The sequence below is a fragment of the Pseudomonas macauensis genome, from assembly GCF_047902425.1.
Taxonomy (GTDB): domain Bacteria; phylum Pseudomonadota; class Gammaproteobacteria; order Pseudomonadales; family Pseudomonadaceae; genus Pseudomonas.
In genome coordinates this window covers 2,240,194-2,257,794 of record NZ_CP138377.1, presented here as the reverse complement: position 1 = coordinate 2,257,794, position 17,601 = coordinate 2,240,194, and the positions used below count along the sequence as shown (strand labels likewise).

13 protein-coding genes are annotated in these 17,601 nt (G+C 64.6%); 5 read left to right on the top strand and 8 right to left on the bottom strand.

Translation table 11 applies throughout. From position 1 onward, the window contains the following. The first annotated feature begins 3 nt into the window (after positions 1 to 3). Positions 4 to 1,539 carry an inactive transglutaminase family protein gene (locus SD196_RS10735; RefSeq protein WP_331314095.1) on the top strand — a complete coding sequence of 512 codons (1,536 nt, stop codon included), beginning with the start codon at positions 4 to 6 and terminating at the stop codon, positions 1,537 to 1,539. Between the two features lie 3 nt (positions 1,540 to 1,542). Next, on the top strand, positions 1,543 to 2,529 hold the full coding sequence (locus SD196_RS10730; RefSeq protein ID WP_416311429.1) for an alpha-L-glutamate ligase-like protein: 987 nt from the start codon (positions 1,543 to 1,545) through the stop codon (positions 2,527 to 2,529). 413 nt (positions 2,530 to 2,942) lie between these two features. Here SD196_RS10730 and SD196_RS10725 read toward each other — a convergent pair whose 3' ends face one another. From SD196_RS10725 to SD196_RS10695, 7 genes are all read right to left on the bottom strand, one after another. Further along, positions 2,943 to 4,127: a MalM family protein gene (locus SD196_RS10725; protein ID WP_370601298.1), complete on the bottom strand. Its 1,185-nt coding sequence runs from the start codon at positions 4,125 to 4,127 to the stop codon at positions 2,943 to 2,945. An 11-nt stretch (positions 4,128 to 4,138) separates the two neighbouring features. Beyond that, positions 4,139 to 5,737: an outer membrane protein transport protein gene (locus SD196_RS10720; protein ID WP_275607689.1), complete on the bottom strand. Its 1,599-nt coding sequence runs from the start codon at positions 5,735 to 5,737 to the stop codon at positions 4,139 to 4,141. A gap of 18 nt (positions 5,738 to 5,755) precedes the next feature. Further along, positions 5,756 to 6,760 carry a transporter gene (locus SD196_RS10715; RefSeq protein ID WP_416311428.1) on the bottom strand — a complete coding sequence of 335 codons (1,005 nt, stop codon included), beginning with the start codon at positions 6,758 to 6,760 and terminating at the stop codon, positions 5,756 to 5,758. A gap of 48 nt (positions 6,761 to 6,808) precedes the next feature. After that, entirely contained in the window at positions 6,809 to 7,570 is a 762-nt protein-coding gene (locus tag SD196_RS10710) for a C39 family peptidase (protein ID WP_416311427.1), read from the bottom strand. Between the two features lie 81 nt (positions 7,571 to 7,651). After that, a complete protein-coding gene (locus SD196_RS10705) occupies positions 7,652 to 8,107 on the bottom strand; it encodes a DUF6160 family protein (RefSeq protein ID WP_275607692.1) in 456 nt (151 codons plus the stop codon). Positions 8,108 to 8,336: 229 nt separating this feature from the next. Then, positions 8,337 to 11,060, bottom strand: a complete 2,724-nt coding sequence (locus SD196_RS10700) for a LuxR C-terminal-related transcriptional regulator (protein ID WP_416311426.1) — start codon at positions 11,058 to 11,060, stop codon at positions 8,337 to 8,339. Next, on the bottom strand, positions 11,061 to 13,769 hold the full coding sequence (locus tag SD196_RS10695; protein WP_416311425.1) for a LuxR C-terminal-related transcriptional regulator: 2,709 nt from the start codon (positions 13,767 to 13,769) through the stop codon (positions 11,061 to 11,063). Positions 13,770 to 13,932: 163 nt separating this feature from the next. Between SD196_RS10695 and pabB the strand changes: the two genes are divergently transcribed. Next, on the top strand, positions 13,933 to 15,276 hold the full coding sequence (gene pabB, locus SD196_RS10690) for an aminodeoxychorismate synthase component I (RefSeq protein WP_416311424.1): 1,344 nt from the start codon (positions 13,933 to 13,935) through the stop codon (positions 15,274 to 15,276). Positions 15,277 to 15,621: 345 nt separating this feature from the next. Here the strand turns inward: pabB and thrH are convergent, their stop codons facing one another. Next, positions 15,622 to 16,239 (bottom strand): bifunctional phosphoserine phosphatase/homoserine phosphotransferase ThrH, encoded by a 618-nt coding sequence (gene thrH / locus SD196_RS10685; protein ID WP_275607696.1) that lies wholly within the window; start codon positions 16,237 to 16,239, stop codon positions 15,622 to 15,624. Between the two features lie 188 nt (positions 16,240 to 16,427). Between thrH and SD196_RS10680 the strand changes: the two genes are divergently transcribed. Continuing rightward, positions 16,428 to 17,162 (top strand): phosphoadenylyl-sulfate reductase, encoded by a 735-nt coding sequence (locus tag SD196_RS10680; RefSeq protein WP_331314084.1) that lies wholly within the window; start codon positions 16,428 to 16,430, stop codon positions 17,160 to 17,162. An 84-nt stretch (positions 17,163 to 17,246) separates the two neighbouring features. After that, a complete protein-coding gene (locus SD196_RS10675; RefSeq protein ID WP_416311423.1) occupies positions 17,247 to 17,591 on the top strand; it encodes a hypothetical protein in 345 nt (114 codons plus the stop codon). The last annotated feature ends 10 nt before the right edge of the window (positions 17,592 to 17,601 follow it).

Sequence of the window (17,601 nt, the reverse complement as noted above, 5' to 3'; positions counted from 1 at the left end):
CCCATGCGCTCTCTTACCCTGCATCTGAAGGTCCTGATCGCCATCCTGCTGACGCTGGGCGTCGCGATCACCGCCTACCAGATCTTCATCCTCGGCATCCCGATGACCGAGGCCGAGACCGACGACTTGTGGAACATCGATGCCAAGGTCGAATTCGTCGCCACGCCGAAGACACCGGTGAAGGTGCAGATGTTCGTCCCGCCGCTGAGCCAGAACTACGTCAGCCTCAACGAGAGCTTCGTCTCCAACAACTACGGCGTGGGCATCAACCGCGCCGACGGCAACCGCAAGGTGACCTGGTCCTCGCGCCGCGCCAGCGGCCAGCAGACCCTCTACTATCGCCTGGTGCTGACCAAGCGCTACACCGGCGCCGCCGGCGAGAAGCCCAAGGAAAAAGGCCCGATCTTCCGTGACAGCCTGCCCCTGGAAGGCCCGGAGAAGATCGCCGCCGAAGCCCTGATCGCCCCCATCCGCCAGCATTCGGCGGACGTCGAGACCTTCGTCAGCGAAGCCATCAAGCGCGCCAACAACCTCAGCGACGACAACGTCAAGCTGCTGCTGGCCGGCGACACCAGCCTGGAAAAACGCTCCCATGTGGTCGAGACCCTGCTGGCCGTGGCCCACGTGCCGCTGGAGCGCGTGCACACCATTCGCCTGGTGGCCAACCAGCCGCAGCAGCCCGAGCTCTGGCTGCGCAGCTTCAACGGCAAGGAGTGGCTGTACTTCAACCCGGAAACCGGCGAGCGCGGCCTGCCCGCCGACCGCCTGATCTGGTGGCTGGGCGATGAAAGCCTGCTGTCCATCGAAGGCGGCAAGAAGGCCCAGGTCAACTTCAGCCTCAACAGCAGCGAGATGAACGCCATCCGCCTGGCCAAGCTGTCCGACGAGAACACCGACGCGGCCTTCCTCGAGTACTCGCTGTACGGCCTGCCACTGTCCACCCAGCAGACCTTCCAGATCATGATCATGATCCCGTTCGGCGTGCTGGTGATCCTGGTGCTGCGCAACCTGATCGGCATCCAGACCCTGGGTACCTTCACCCCCGTGCTGATCGCCCTCGCCTTCCGCGAAACCGGCCTGCAATGGGGTATCGGCCTGTTCACCGTGATCACCGCGCTGGGCCTGTCGCTGCGCTCCTATCTCGAACACCTGAAGTTGCAGATGCTGCCGCGCCTGTCGGTGGTGCTGACCTTCGTGGTGGTGATGATCGCCGCCATCAGCCTGCTCAGCCACAAGCTGGGCTTCGAGAGCGGCCTGTCGGTGGCCTTGTTCCCGATGGTGATCCTGACCATGAGCATCGAGCGCCTGTCGATCACTTGGGAAGAGCGCGGCGCCGCGCACGCCATGAAGGCCGCCATCGGCACCCTGGTCGCCGCTGCCCTGGCGCACATCCTGATGCGCATTCCGGAGCTGGTGTACTTCGTGTTCACCTTCCCGGCCGTGCTGCTGATCCTGGTGGCGTTCATGCTGGCGATGGGTCGCTACCGCGGGTACCGCCTGACCGAACTGTTCCGCTTCAAAGCCTTCCTCAAGGACTAAGCCATGTTCGGCCTGATCAAGCGATGGAAAGCCCTGAGCGCCCTCGGCATCATGGGTATCAACCGGCGCAACGCGGACTACGTGCTCAAGTACAACCAGCGGCACCTGTACCCGATCGTCGACGACAAGATCATCACCAAGCAGCGGGCGATCGAGGCGGGCATCCACGTACCGGAAATGTACGGGATCATCTCCACCGAGAAAGAGATCGAGCGCCTGCCGGAAATCATCGGTGACCGTAACGACTTCGTGATCAAGCCGGCGCAGGGCGCCGGCGGTGACGGCATCCTGGTGATCGCCGATCGCTTCGAGGGCCGCTACAAGACGGTCTCCGGGCGGATCATCAGCCACGAGGAAATCGAGCACCAGTTGTCGAGCATCCTTACCGGCCTGTACTCCCTGGGGGGCCATCGCGACCGCGCGCTGATCGAGTACCGGGTCACCCCGGACCAGATTTTCAAGAGCATCAGCTACGAAGGCGTGCCGGACATCCGCATCATCGTACTGATGGGCTACCCGGTGATGGCGATGCTGCGCCTGCCGACCCGCCAGTCCAACGGCAAGGCCAACCTGCACCAGGGCGCCATCGGCGTGGGCGTGGACCTGGCCACAGGCCATACCCTGCGCGGCACCTGGCTGAACAACAAGATCAGCAAGCACCCGGACACCACCAACGCGGTGGACGGCGTGCAGTTGCCCAACTGGAACGGCTTCATGAAGCTCGCCGCTGGCTGCTACGAGCTCTGCGGACTGGGCTACATCGGCGTGGACATGGTGCTGGACCAGGACAAGGGCCCGTTGATCCTCGAACTGAACGCCCGCCCCGGCCTGAACATCCAGATCGCCAACGACTGCGGCCTGACCCTGCGCACCCATGCCGTCGAGGCGCACATTGCCGAGATGGAGGCCAAGGGTGTGAAGGAGACCGTGGAAGAGCGCGTGCGCTTCGCCCAGGAGCTGTTCGGACACGTGCAGCCAAAGGAAGTCTGAGGCGCCCTGCCCCATGAAAAAGCCCGGCGATTGCCGGGCTTTTTCATGGGTGCGAGGTGTAGCCCCCCGGCTCAACACACCACAGCCACGAATGTAGGGCGTATAACGTTCGACGTTATACGCCGTTTACCCCTGGTTCCCGCCTACACGGAGATCCACTCGGACGCCCGTCGCCGAGCGCTTCGAGATCAACCACAGCTCCTGCCGGCGCTTCGGGTGTATCGGCGTACAACCGCGAACGGTTGTACGCCCTACGTGCTGCCCCATGAAAAGGTCCGGCGATTGCCGAGCTTGTTGCGGCCACGAAACGCAGGGTGGCACCTGTAGGAGCGAGCTTGCTCGCGAACGGATTCCCTGACGACTTCGATGTTGGGCGGTTCGCGAGCAAGCTCGCTCCTACGAAAGGCGTCGGATCAGCGCACCACGGCCAGCTCGAACCCACCCTGGTCGCCATGCTCGCGCACCTTCATCCCCGCCTCGTTCACCGCCAGGTTTTCCAGCGGGCGCTTGTAGGGTTTGTTGTCGAGTGTCTGCAAGCTGCGATCTTCATCCGTGGTGAGCAGCAGCACGTAACGCTCGCCCTGGTTGGCACGCACCGGCACCGTCCCCTCGATGAAGGCATAGCGGTACCAGGTTTCCGGGTTGAGCTTGTACACCGCATCGCTCACCAAGCGGGTCGGGCGCTTGCGTTCGTCGAGGAACAGCAGCGACGGGTACACCACCTGGTGGTTGGCGAAGCTGCGCACGCGCAGGCCGTAGACCCGCTGCGAGCTGGGCAGCTTCATCGCCACGAAGTAGCTCTTGCCCATGGGGAAGTCGAAGCTCGGGGAGAACTTGTTCAGCTCTTCATAGCGCGGCTCTTCGGCGCTCAACTCGGTGAAGTCGCCATCGGCCATCTGCTCGCAACAGCGGCGCTGCAGGTCCTGGTAGAGGTCGTCGAGGGTCTTGCCGCTGCCCTTGAGCAGCGCCTTCATGGCGTCGGTCTGCTCGCCGCTGCCATCCAGGCCGGGCAGGTCCGCCGGACGCGACTTGAAATCGATCTGTCGCCCTTCGGTATAGGCGACCTTGCCACCACCCTGCTCGCCCCGGCGGAACGCTTCGGCCCGCTGCTCGGCGCTGATCGGCGAGTTGTGCATGCGCCCCTGCTCGTCGACCCAGGTGTAGTACGGGTTACCGTTCTCGCTGCGGACGAAGCCCTTGTCCTCGTAGGCTTCGGCATCGATGTATTCGGAAGAGTGGTCGCCGTTGGGCAGCACGTAGTCGGCGCGCCCCGGCGGTACCTGGCCGGCGGCATAGAAGCTGTTCTGGATGTTGCCCTGGGCATCGACCCAGGTGAAGTAGCGGCGCTTGCTCTCCCCGGCCGGCTGTGCGCCCGGCCACTGGGTACCGGATGCGTCGAGCTGGCGCGCCCGGTCGCTCTGGTCAATGCGCTTGTCGGCCTGGCGTTGTTGCTGGCTGAAGCTGGCGTCGACGAAGGTGTTGTGCACCTGGCCGTTGTCGTCCACCCAGGACAGGTAGCGCCCGCTGGCGGCCTGCATCGCCGGGGCGGCCAGTCCGGCGGCGATCAGGCAGCCCGTCAGCAAAGTCCGCTTGCCCATGTCCGATGCCCTCAGAAAGTCGTCCGATACGTCATGGCGAAGATATAGGCCTTCACCGTGGTGCTGACGTCAAGCCCCGCATAGGGGTTGTAGACCAGGTTGTCGATGCCGGTGCAGTTCAGGTTGCAGCTGCTGCCGGACTTGATGCTCTGCTTCGACACGAAGTAGTTGAAGCCCAGATCGATCACCGTGTCCTTGTCCCACTGGTAGCCCAGGCCCAGGCCGTAGAGATCGGCGTCGCCGATCGGCACCAGGGCGTCGGCCTTGTCCTTGGGGATTGCCGAAGGACGGTACTCGTAGCCGGCGCGCAGTTGCAGGCGATCGTTGACGTCGTACTGCATGCCCATGGCGTAGCTCCAGGTGTCCTGGTAGCCGCGGTCGAGGATGATGCTGTGGTCGGTGGCGCCGTTGGGCGCGAAGTTCTTGGCGATGCGCAACAGGTCGAGCTCCTTGTCGAACTCGATCTCCAGCTTGTTCCAGTCGCTGTAGTCGGTCCACTTCAGGTCGAAGTTGAACTGCCACTTGTCGAACGGGCGCACCTTGATGCCGGTGGAAAAGCTGTCCGGGTTGACCATGTTCAGCGTCGCCACGCCGTGTTCCTCGTCGGTGTTGCCGTAGGGGAACAGGGGGCTCAGGAAGGCGCCGAAGATCGAGCTCTGCAGGCCGGACCAGAAGCCCTGCCAGTCCTGGCTGTAGTCGACCCGGTACTTGCCCTTGAGGTGCATGCGCGACTCGCTCTGGTAGGTCGCGCCCCAGGCGAACCAGTCGCGGGGCTCCCAGAGGATGCCGAGGTTGAAGCTCGGCGACAGGCTCTGCTGCATGTCCAGCTTCAGGTTGGCCAGCGAGTCGTAGGGACCGATGCGGCCGCCGCAGACGTTGAACACCAGCTCGACGATTTCCTGCGCGCCCGGCACGCAGGTGGTGTCGTGCAGGGTCTGCAGCAGGCCGGTGAGCAGGCCGGGGTTGCGGAAGTCGGTATCCAGGGCCATGGCCTGGTGCGAAAAGCCGATCGACAGGCCCGCCGAAAGCGTGTCGTTGATCTCGTAGCCCACCGAGGGCGAGAAGTAGGTGATGCGCTGCAGGGATACCCGGCGCCCTTCGTAGCGCGCCGGATCGCTGTCGGAGTCGCGCGAGTAGCCCAGCGCCTGGGGCGCGTAGACGTTGGTGGCGAAGGTGAATTTCGAGCCCGGCGGGTTGATCGACAGCCCCGCCAGCGGCGCCACCAGCAACGGCATGTCGGTCATCCCGCCCAGGCCCGGCAGGTACATGGTCGGTGTCAGGGTACGGCTGCTGCTGTTGGCCACCGGGTCGTCATCCAGGCCGAAGGCGGCATCGCCATAGTTGGGCGGAGCCTTGAAGTCGGCGCGGATGTCCATCACCCCGGTGACCAGCTTGAGCTGGGTCTGCCGGCCCTTGAGCTTGGTCAGCGCGGCGGGGTTGTAGTGCACCGCGTCGATGCCGGTGGAATCGGCGGTGACGGCGTTGGCCATGGCCATGGCCTTGGGGTTGCCGATGGTCAGATCGTTTGCCAGTTGGGCCCCGGCCAGCGACGACCAGCCAAGGCTCACCCCTGCCATCGCCAACGCGAGTGGCGAAATGCGCATTGTCATGTGGAGTTCGCTCGTCGGTTACTGGGCCTTGAGGCCTTGGATATCCAGGGGAAGGGACAGCCCCAGCAGTACATCCGGCGAGTCTTCGGTCAGACCGAAACCGGCGTTCACGTTGACGATGTAGTCGGGTGACGTTCGAAGGCCGAGCGAGAAGTTCATGATCGCGCTGGTCTGCTCGGGTGCCTCCACCGTCCGGTCGTTGAAGTAGTACTTGTTCTTCATCGAGTAGGCCATCTGGTAGGAGGTGGCGAGCGAGACGTCGTAGGACAGCGCGTAGGCCATGCCCATGGCGAAGTTGATGGTATCGCCGGGCACCACCTTCTCCAGTTCTTCGCCGTACTGGGCCTGGTGGATGTCGTCGACCTGCATGTTGTAGGTGTAACCGAGCGAGCCATAGAGCACGACCGGATCGATCACGTAGGAAGTGTTGGCGCCCACGCCCAGGCTGTAATAGCCGTTGCCGGTGGAGACGTCCTTCTCGACGTCCATCTCGTAGGGGCTGTCGCCGGTGGGCAGGCCGAGGGTGGCGTAGAGGGTGGTGACCGGGCGTCCGCGGCGCGATTCCCAGGGTTGCCAGCGCAGGGTCGCGGAAATGTCGCCCAGGCTGTAGGCATGGATGTCGCGTTCGGTGTCGTACTTGGCCACGAACGGCAGGCGCATGCTGAAGGTCAGGTTGTCCCAGATGCCGTAGTCGAAGGTGAAGGAGTTGGTGAAGGTGTGCTGCGCCTCGCTCTGCGCCAGCACGCTGTAGACGTTCTGACCGGAGCGCACGGCCTGGATGCGGGTATCGCGCATCAGCGAGTAATCGAAACCATAGGTGAGCTGGCGCTCGCCCTTCTTGAGCAGGGTGTAGCTCTTCTCGGTGGCCTGGAACACCTGCTCCAGCGCCTTGGCGCTGTCGGCATCGCTGTCCTTCTTGGCCAGCGCATCGCGCGCGTCCTCGGACGTCGCCTCTTCCGCCACGGCGGCGGTACTGACCAGCAAAGCCAGAGCGGCAACGCACGCAAACCCCTTCAAATTCATGTTGCTATCCCCTGGTCTTGTTCTTATTCGTACGGGCCGATCAGGCAATCATTTGCGGCGGATGTACTGGACATCCCCGCCGGAGGCGGCCTCCCCGATCTGGTTCTGGGTGAACTTGCTCATCTCCGGGAACTCCCGGAACGCCAGCAGGCTGACGGTGCGGTCATCCACCAGACGCAGGTCGGCGTCCTGCAACGCCAGGGCATTCCTGGGTTCCTGGCCGCTGGGGTAGATGACGAACAGGACGTTCTGGTCCCAGATATCCTCGAAACGGGCGCGGGTGAAACTGATGTTGCCCAAGGCAGGATCGGCAACGAAGACGTGGTCGTTATAGACATCGCGGACCACGACGAAATGCTTGAAGCCGGCATAGTGGATCGGCACCAGCGCCGGGTGTTCGAGCGAGTCCAGGTCGGAGAACTCGGCACGGAAGCCGCCACTCTTGTAGCCGAGTGCGGCGGCATAGCGCTTCATGTCCAGAAGCGAGAAGCCACGGCGCTGGACGATCTTGTCGGCCTCGCCGTACTTGATCAGGCCTTCCATGACCTGACGCTCTTCCAGGTTGCGCCCCAGGTAGTAGTCCAGCAGCGTGGTCAGCGCCGCCGAGCCGCAACTGTAGTCATAGGCCTGGTGGATGACGTTGCGGAACTGCACTTGGCTCATCGGCTCAAGCTGCACCGACTCGCGGAACGGGCCATTGGGCGTGAGCGGCTGCGAGATGTTCACTGTGCCCTGCTGTTGTGGCTTGGTGTCCACGGCCTGGGTGAAACCGAACAGCCCCAGCAGGCTTCCCAGCAGAATCTCGAACATTCCACCCCCCTACTACTCAACACCCGGAAGAACCTTGCCGGCAGATGCCGGCAAGGGTTACTGCGCTTGCAACCTCGGGGATCAGTGACCCCAGACTTTGACGGTCGAACCGGCCAGGTTCAGGTTGGAAATGGTCAGGGAGCCAATGCTGGCGCCGGAACCGACCTTGACGGCGTCGACGGTCACGTCGCCAGTCACGGAAGGCAGGCCGATGGCGAGCTGCTGGGTGGCAACAGCGGTGCCGCCACCAGCCGGGGTGATATTGGTGGTCACCACGTCGATGGTCATCGGAGCGTTGTCGGCGATGGTCAGGCTGGGCAGGTGGATGCCTTCCAGGGACAGGGTGCCGTTGGTGGTGTCGGAGTCCTTGTAGGTAACGGCACCGATGGATGCGTTGAAGGTACCGGCGATGCTGATGCCGTCCTGGCCGGTCACACCGGACAGAGCAGCGTCATCCATGGATTGCATGTCGGCATGTGCCAGGAACGGAGTAGCCAGAACTGCGCTTGCAAGAACCAGTTGCTTGATTTTTTTCATTGTTATTTCTCTCCAGTGTTCAGGTGGGTTGCCCCAGGCACTGCAAGGGGCGTCCTGCCCCGCTGCAGGTCGGCCGGCTACGCCGGCCCTCCAGACCCACGACTACTTCCCTAGGCGCCGTGGGCATGGATTCGTGAAGCACCATGCTTCGCGTCCTGATCTCCAAGCTACTGACCCGCCCCCCACCTGCCAGCCCATCCAAGGGATGGCGCAAAACCCACCGCCCGACTCAGGCTTCGCTGAGCAACCCCAGGCTCTTGCCCTTGAGTACCGCCTGGGTCCGACTGCGCACACCGAGCTTGGCGAACAGGTTGTGCAGATGCCACTTGATGGTGGCCTCCGACAGATGCACCGCCTGGGCAATGTCGCGGTTCGACAAGCCCGCCGCCACGAGCCGCAGGATCTCCCGCTCGCGGTGACTAACATCTTGATTTTCATCGAAACTTTCAGGGTCGACGGAGAGACGCCGGCACTGCTCGCGGAGCATTTCCGCCACCCCTTGCCAGGCGGCGGCACGCTTGGGTTCGGCCGCCTTCCAGGCTTCCCACAGCGGCAGCAGCCACAGGGCATCGTCCTGGAACAGCCGGCGGTAGCCCAGATTCCATGCCTCTTCCAGCGTCGGCGCGAACAAGGCGAAGGCTTTTTCGCTGTTACCTTTCTGCCAAAACGCCACAGAAAGTAACAACGACAAACGCAACCGCCGGTCGCGTTGGTAGGGCGAGGTGAAGCCCGCCAGACAGGCTTCCAGACGCTGCTGCGCACGTTCGGCATGGCGCTCGGACAGCGCCAGGCGTGCCTCGGCCATCACCAGCGCGGCCTGGGCGTCGGCGTAGCGCTCGGCGGAGAGTCCGGAGAGGTGCCGCGCCAATTGCAGGCACACCCGCTCCGCCTCGTTCGGCCGGCGCATCCACAACAGCAGCTGCACCTTGCAACCCATGGACAGCGCGTAGACCCGCTCATAGCCCGGCGACTGCAGGTCGACCAGCCATTCGTCGAGCTGGGCCAATCCCTGTTCGGACTCGCCGGCGAAGAAGCGCGCCTTGGCCATCACCAACTGGCCACGGCTGAGCAGCTCCACGGGTGTGGCGACATCGCGCCAAGTGGTCGCCAAGGGCAGTTCAGCGAGGATCGCGGCATGCCGGTCCTGCTCGTAGAGAATGTCGGCATAGGCCAGCGACAGCGGCCCTCCGACCCGGCTGCGGCGGCCGAACACTCGCTCCACCCGGCCGCGCGCGCTCTCGGCGATGGTGCGGCCGCGCTCCAGTTCGCCGCGCTCCTTGCAGATCAGCGCCTCGATCATGCTCGCCACCACCTGCAGGTATTCGCTATCGGCCATGCGCAGGCATTCCCGGGCGACACCGATGGCGCTCGCCGCCTCGGCATAATCCCCCAGCAGCGCATAGGCCGCCGCCTGGATGCACGACAGGCTGGCGCGGAACACCGGCTGATTGCCCGGCACCAGCGCCAGCCACTGACGGGCCACCTTCAGGCACCCCTCCAGCTTGTCCTGGTAGAGCAGCACCAGCGCCTTGAGCACCTGGGCCACCGCCAGCAACTCGGCCAGGCCGAAGTTGCGCACCTTGCCCTGCCCCTGCAGCAGCCGGACGCTGAGCTCTTCGATCAACGCCTCGGCCTCGGCGAACTTCTGTTCGAAGGCCAACTGCCAGGCATAGAAAATCTGGAACACCGGATGTTCGCGAATCACCTCGGCGGGAATGTTGCCGAGCATGCCGAGGATGCCGTAGACGCGGTTGCCGGCGATCAGCTTGGCGCCCTGGCGCTCCAGCAGGTCAGCGGCAAATCCATAGTCGCGGGCGCGCAGCGCGTACTTGATCGCGCGGTCGGCCAGGTCGTGGCTCTCGCACCAGCGCGCGGCGGCGTGCAGCAACGGCGTCGGGTCCGCGTGCCGGGCCAGCCGGCCCTGGAGGAACTCGGCGAACAGGTGGTGATAGCGGAACCACTCGCGCTGGTCGTCCAGCGGGATGATGAATAGCTGCTCGTTCTGCAGCCGCATCAGCATGTCCAGGCCGTCGCGGCGGCCGGTCAGGGCGTTGCACAGCTCGGCGCAGAACTCGTCCAGCACCGAAGTCTGGTCGAGGAACTGCTGCAGCGACTCAGGCAGGCTGCGCAGCACATCCTCGGCCAGGTAGTCGGCGAGGTCGCGCTCGGAGCCGGACAAGCCCTTGAGGAACGCCGCGCGATCCGGATGCCGCGCCAGCGCCAGCGCCGCCAGGTGCAGCGCGGTAATCCAGCCCTCGGTGCGCTTGTGCAGCAGCCTGAGCTCGGCGTCGCTGAGCGACAGCCCCTTGAGTTCGATGAGGTAGGTGTCGGTCTCTTCGCGGGTCAGGCGCAGGTCGTCGCCGCTCAGGCAGAAGGTCAGCGGCGCAAGCGCCGGCTCATCCACCAGGAAGCGCGGGCGATAGCGGGTGCTGGTGACCAGCCGCACATTCTCCGGCAGGTGCTCGATCAGGTAGCGCGCACCGTGGGCCAGGGCTGGATGGCGGATCTGGTGGAAGTCGTCGAGGATCAGGTACAGCGGGCCGTCGAGCCGCCGCAGGTCGGACAGGAAGGCATCGATGATGCCCTCCAGCGGCAGGGTCATATCCGACTGCAATAGGTTCGAGGTGTTGACGCCGAAGCCTTCCTCGACACTGCAGATGCTCGCCACCAGGTATTGCACGAGGCGCTGCGGCTCGCTGTCACCCTCGTCGCAGGACAGCCAGGCCACCCGCGCCCCGCTCTGCTGCAGGCGCTGGCGGAACAGGCTGAGCGCGGTGCTCTTGCCGAACCCCGCCGGCGCGCTGAGCACCAGCACCCGCTGCTGGCGGGCGGCGAACAGACGATCGATCAGCGCACGGCGCGGCAGCAGCACACTGCTGTCGGTGCGCGGCGGGAACAGCTTGGTACGCAGCAGCGGCATCGGCGGCTGCGGCAGGGAGGTCAGGGTCGTCATTCAGAGCAGACTCAGCTCGCGGGCACGGCGGATCGCCTGGGTACGATTGCGTACCTTGAGCTTCTCGTAGATGTTGTGCAGGTGCCATTTGACGGTACCGAGCGCCAGCGACAGCTGTCGGCCGATCTCCTCGTTGGAGAGCCCCTGCGCGGCCAGGCACACCACCTCGCGTTCGCGGTCGGTCAGACCTTCCTCGAGCGCCTCGGGCGACCTGCGTGCTTCCTGCCCCGGCCAGACGGTCAGCAGACCGCGAATGAACGCCTGCAGGGCCGGTTGTCGCTCAGTGGACTCGAGCTGCTGCAACAGCTGGCGAATCCCCTCACCTTCTTCGATGAAAATGCTCCGCACCCCTTCCCGCTCGGCGCCCACCAGGCATTGCCCGAGCAGGCTGTGGGAGCGCTCCTGGTACCCCAGGCGCTGGTAGCTCAGCGCCGCCAGCAGGTCCAGGCGCAGGCGCTGCAAGCCATGCCAGCCCGGCTGCAGCATGCCGCGCAGCTGGGTGATCTCGTGCAGCGCCTCGCTGAAATGCCCGCGCGCCTGCAACAGGCGCACGCGGCTGATGCCCAGCACCCAGAGCACCGGATTGAACGGCATCTGCTTGTAATGGCTGGCGAGCTTCTGCCAGTCGATGGCTTTCAGGCGCTGCTCGGCGCGCTTGCAGCGGTCGGTGGCCGGTTCCTGCAGGATCAGGTTGATCTCCTCGCCCACCGCCATGGCGAAGAAACGCCAGGAGTGGTTGCGCGAGGCCAGGGTCTGCATCAGCCCGAGGGTGCCCAACGCCTCCTTGCCGCGCCCCTGCAGGCGCTGGATGCGCGCCAGGCATTGCATGCCCTGGGCGTAGAGGTCGATCGGGTTGACCACGTCGACCCGGCCCAACGCCCAGCGCAGGCGCTCTTCGAGGCCGTCGATGTCGGTGCGGTAGTAGGCGGTCAGCGCCTCGGCGATGGTCGGCAGCGCCAGGGCCTGGGAGCGTTTGTCGAACAGCGGCATGGCCTGCTGGCGAAGGCGCTCGATGAGCAACTGCGCCTGCTTGACCTGGCCCTGCTCCAGCGCCAGCACCACCTCGATGGTGGAGAGCTGCATGTGCAGGTAGCGGCCATCGAGGAAATGGTTGCGCTGCTGCGCCAGCCCCATCAGCCGCCGGGCCTGGTCGGCCTGGCCGCGCACCACCTGGGCGAAGGCGGCGATCAGCAGCACCGCTCCTTCGAGGAAGGCGGAATTGCGCCCCAGTTGGCTCTCGACCTTCCTGGCCAGGGTGATGCACTGCTCCAGGTCGTCCTTCTGCAGCGCCAGCACCGCCTTGACCGCCAGCGCCGAGAGATACTGGTCGCCCATCGGACCACTGCCCTTGTGGTCGCCCCAGCGCGCCAGCAGCTCATCGATCATGCGATTGGCTTCTGGCAGGCTGAGCTCCGAGGCGCGGGTCCAGACATCGCTGAGCACCAGGATCGGGTAGCGCTCGGCGATTTCGTTCGGCACATGGCGGCGCCAGCGCGAGATCAGGTACAGCTGGCCGCGGTTGATCAATTCCAGGCCGCAGCCATCCACCAATGCTGCAAGCATCTCCGGGTCTTCGGCGAGGCACGCGTGCTCGATGGCCAGGGTCGGCATGTGGTGGTTGGTAAACCACAGGCTGGCGTTGAAGTGCAGTTGCTTGAAGCGTTCCGGGTCGCGCTCGCGCAGGCGCGCCCGGAGGAAATCGGCGAACAGTTGGTGAAAGCGGTACCAGTGGCGATCACGGTCCAGCGGCAGGAGGAACAGCTGCATGCTGTCCAGGCGCTCCAGCAGGGCCTGGCCGTCCTGGCGGCCGGTCAGGGTGTTGGCCAGGTCGCCGCTCAGCCGGTTGGCAATGCTCAGAGCCAGCAGCGCGTCCTGGATATCGCCCGGCAGGTGCTCGAACACCACCCGCAGCAGGTAATCGCCCACGGCAGCCTTGTCGCTGCTCAGCGCCTTGAGGTCCTCGGGCGTTCCCGCCTGCTGGCGCAGCCACAGGCTGACCAGGTGCACTCCGGCTACCCAGCCTTCGGTCTGGCTGTGCAGGCTCTGCAGGCAGGTGTCGTCAAGTTGCAGACCGTCGCGGGCGAGGTATTCGCGGGTTTCGTCTTCGCTCAGGCGCAGCTCGTCCTGGCCGATCTCCAGCAGCAGGCCCTTGGCGCGCCAGGTGGCAAGGTTCAGCGGGGGCTGCGAGCGGCTGCCGATGGCCAGGGTCAATCCGGGCGGCGCGTACTGCACCAGGCGGTTGAGGCCGGTGAACACGTCGGCGTGGCTGATCGCATGGAGATCGTCCAGCACCAGCAGCACCTTGTGTTCATGGCGCGACAGGTCGATCAGCAGGCTTTCCATCACCGCCACCACCGGCACGCGCATGGTGTTCTGCAAGTAACCCTGCGCATCCTCGCCGATGCCCGGCAAGGCGCCGGACAACGCCTGGATGAGCTTCAGGCAGAAGCGGCCGGGGTCGTCGTCCTGTTCTTCGAGCGAAATCCAGGCGACGGCTTCGCCGGTCAGTTCACGCGACCTGGCCAGCGCCGCGAGGGCGGTGGTCTTGCCAAAACCGACCGGTGCGCTGAACGAAAGCACGGAGGCGTATGGATGACGATCCAGAGCATTCTGGAGTCGGGGACGAATCAAATAGTCAGCAGGCACCTGAGGGGGTGTTAATCTGGAGCGCGAAAGGCTGCCGGCTGCGGGCTCAAGTACTACATCCACGGCCTGTATCCCTGTGTCATTATCGTTGTGGTACGGAGCATAATCCCCGCGGGATAATTCAATTCTTAACAGAATGCGTTTCCTACGTAAACTGAAGAAATGGCTCTAGGATCGACGCTTCAGACGATCTGAAACCTCCCATTCGCCTTGCACGCTTTCACTCATGCCTCACTGTTTCATACACCCTCTTCCCTATCAGGAAGACCCTGGTGATCGCTTCGCCTTGATCCATCGCGCACCTGGCGCCGTTCTGCTGGACGCCGGCCGCCCTTTTGCCACCCGTGGACGCTATGACCTTCTGAGCGCCTGGCCATTGGCAGAACTGGCACCGACCGCCGACGAATCGGCCAAGCGCTTTTTCGCCCGGGTAAGAAGCGCGCTGCAGAGCCTGGGCGAAGCCCGGCTGCCGGACGACCGGAAGTTGCCATTCGTCGGCGGAATCATCGGCTATCTGAGTTACGACTTCGGCCGCCGCATCGAACGCCTGGCCGCTCCCGCACTCGACGACCTCGACCTGCCCGACGCCCGCCTCGGTCTCTATGCCTGGGCGCAGGTCACCGACCATCAGGAGCGCACCAGCCAGCTGGTGTTCCACCCGACCCTGGAGCCGAGCGAGCGCGAGCGGTTGATTGCGCTGTTCGAGAACGAAGCCCAGGCAGACACACTGCCGCCCTTCCGCCTCGGCTCGCCATTCAGACCAGACCTCACACGCGAGCAGTACCGCGACGCCCTGGACCAGGTGCACCGCTACATCCTCGACGGCGACTGCTACCAGGTGAACTACACCCAGCGCTTCCGCGCGCCCTGCAGCGGCTCGCCGTGGCTGGCCTACCGGGCGCTGCGCGAAGCCTGCCCGACGCCCTTCGCCGGCTACCTGGAACTGCCCGAAGGCGCAGTGCTGAGCCTGTCGCCCGAGCGCTTCATCCAGCTCCACGGCCGCCAGGTGGAAACCCGCCCGATCAAGGGCACCCGCCCGCGCGGCATGACGCCAGAGGCCGACCAGGCCAACGCCGAGACCCTGCTGGCCAGCGAGAAGGACCGCGCCGAGAACCTGATGATCGTCGACCTGCTGCGCAACGACCTGGGCCGCAGCTGCCGCCCCGGCAGCGTGCGGGTGCCGGAACTGTTCGCGCTGGAGACCTACCCCAACGTCCACCACCTGGTCAGCAGCGTCACGGGCGAGCTGGCGGACGGCAAGGACGCCCTGGACCTGCTCGAAGGCAGTTTCCCCGGCGGCTCCATCACCGGCGCGCCGAAGGTGCGCGCCATGCAGATCATCGACGAACTGGAGCCGACCCGGCGCAGCATCTACTGCGGCAGCCTGCTCTACCTCGACGTGCGCGGCGAGATGGACAGCTCCATCGCCATCCGCACCCTGCTGGTGAAGGACGATCAGGTCAGTTGCTGGGGCGGCGGCGGCATCGTCGCCGACTCGGACTGGCAGGAGGAGTACGAGGAGTCGCTGACCAAGGTCGGCGTGCTGCTGCGGACCCTGGAGAGCCTGTAAACCCCGCGAGGGTTCATGGGGCGTCTGTAGGAGCGAGCTTGCTCGCGAACAGACTCTCCGGCAGCTGCGGAGTTAAGCGGTTCGCGAGCAAGCTCGCTCCTACGAAAAACCGCCGTAAAGCCCCGTAGGGCGTACAACCGTTCGCGGTTGTACGCCGTTTCGCCAGACCTGCGACCAACTGCGCAGCACGTCTGAAAATCCCCGCTGGAGCGGATTTCATCAGCGATCCGACCAACAGGCCGGTCCGAAAGGCATCGCGGACAAAGTCAGCTCCTACGTATGTCAGCCACCCTCCCGGAAAACAAAAAGCCCCGCATTCGCGGGGCTTTTTCGTCACAGCCGCTCTTACAGGCTGAGCTGACGGTTCGACGCCTTGAGGAACTCCTTCTTCAGGTCCTCATAGGTGTGCACCGCCGGGAACTGCGGGAACTCGCGGATCACGTTGTCCGGCGCATGGAACAGGATGCCGGCATGGGCTTCGCTGAGCATGGTGGTGTCGTTGTAGGAGTCGCCGGCGGCGATCACGCGGTAGTACAGGCTCTTGAAGGCGATGACCGACTGGCGCTTCGGGTCCTTCTGGCGCAGCTGGTAGCCGACCACGCGGTCGGTCTCGTCGGTGATCAGCTTGTGGCACAGCAGGGTCGGGAAGCCGAGCTGGCGCATCAGCGGCTGGGAGAACTCATAGAAGGTGTCGGAGAGAATCACCACCTGGAAGCGCTCGCGCAGCCAGTCGACGAACTCCACCGCACCTTCCAGCGGCTTGAGGGTGGCGATCACTTCCTGGATGTCGGACAGCTTCAGGCCATGCTCGTCGAGGATGCGCAGACGCTGCTTCATCAGCACGTCGTAGTCCGGAATATCGCGAGTCGTCGCCTTGAGCGCATCGATACCGGTTTTTTCAGCGAAGGCGATCCAGATTTCCGGAACCAGAACCCCTTCCAGGTCGAGACAGGCGATTTCCACGAACGATTTCCCCGCAGGTTTGACTTGAGAGGCGGCACTCTAGCCGCTCGCCCGGGACGGCGCAACGCGGCACTTATACCCAAAAACTACAGTGCACCTTTCCGAAGGTTATTTAGGGGCATATCCACCTCTTTGCTACCATCCCGGCAAAGAGCGCCCCGCGCCACCAAAACTAGGAATACCGCCTGATGAGCCATCCGTTCGACATCGCGGAAATCGCCGCGAGCTATGCCAGCAAATCCCCCCAGGACGTTCTGAAGTTCGCCTTCGAGCACTTCGGCGACGACCTGTGGATCTCCTTCAGCGGCGCCGAGGACGTGGTGCTGGTGGACATGGCCTGGAAGCTCAACAAGAACGTGAAGGTCTTCAGCCTGGATACCGGGCGCCTGCACCCCGAGACCTACCGCTTCATCGAGCAGGTGCGCGAGCACTACGGCATCGCCATCGAAGTGATGTCGCCCGACCCGCGCCTGCTGGAAGCCTTCGTCAAGGAAAAGGGCCTGTTCAGCTTCTACAAGGACGGCCACGGCGAGTGCTGCGGCATCCGCAAGATCGAGCCGCTCAAGCGCAAGCTATCCACCGTCACCGCCTGGGCCACCGGCCAGCGCAAGGACCAGAGCCCCGGCACCCGCAGCCAGGTCGCGGTGGTGGAACTCGACAGCGCCTTCTCCACCCCGGAAAAGCCGCTGTTCAAATTCAACCCGCTGGCCAACATGAGCAGCGAGGAAGTCTGGGCCTACATCCGCATGCTGGAAATTCCCTACAACAGCCTGCACGAGCGCGGCTTCATCAGCATCGGCTGCGAGCCCTGCACCCGCCCGGTACTACCCAACCAGCACGAGCGCGAAGGCCGCTGGTGGTGGGAGGAAGCCACGCAGAAGGAATGCGGTCTGCACGCTGGCAATTTGATCAGCAAGGCCTGAGGCCTTACCCTCGGCTGACGGAAATTTCTACGTCAGCCCGCAGCCAGGATCGGACGCCTGCATGCCTGCGGCGGAGCCGATCCCATGCGCATCACCCTGGTGAAGAAAGTCCTGGCCAACGGCCAGGACTGCCGCAAGTGCCGCGAAGTGCACGAACGTCTGGAGAAAGGCGGTTATCTGGACCGCATCGACCGCACCCTGGTCGCCGACGAGCGCAACCCCGGCAGTGCCGGCTGGATGGTTGCCGCGCAGTACGGCGTGGACACCGCCCCCTTCTTCGTGGTCCGCCACGATGACGGTCGCGAGGTCGTTTACACCGTGTTCATGAGCTTCCTCCACGAAGTGCTGGAAGGCCGTGGCGAGCTGCCGCTGGACTCCCGCGAGGCGCTGGCGGAGCTGGCCGGCCGGGACGATCTCGACCGTCTCTGAAGCGGCATAC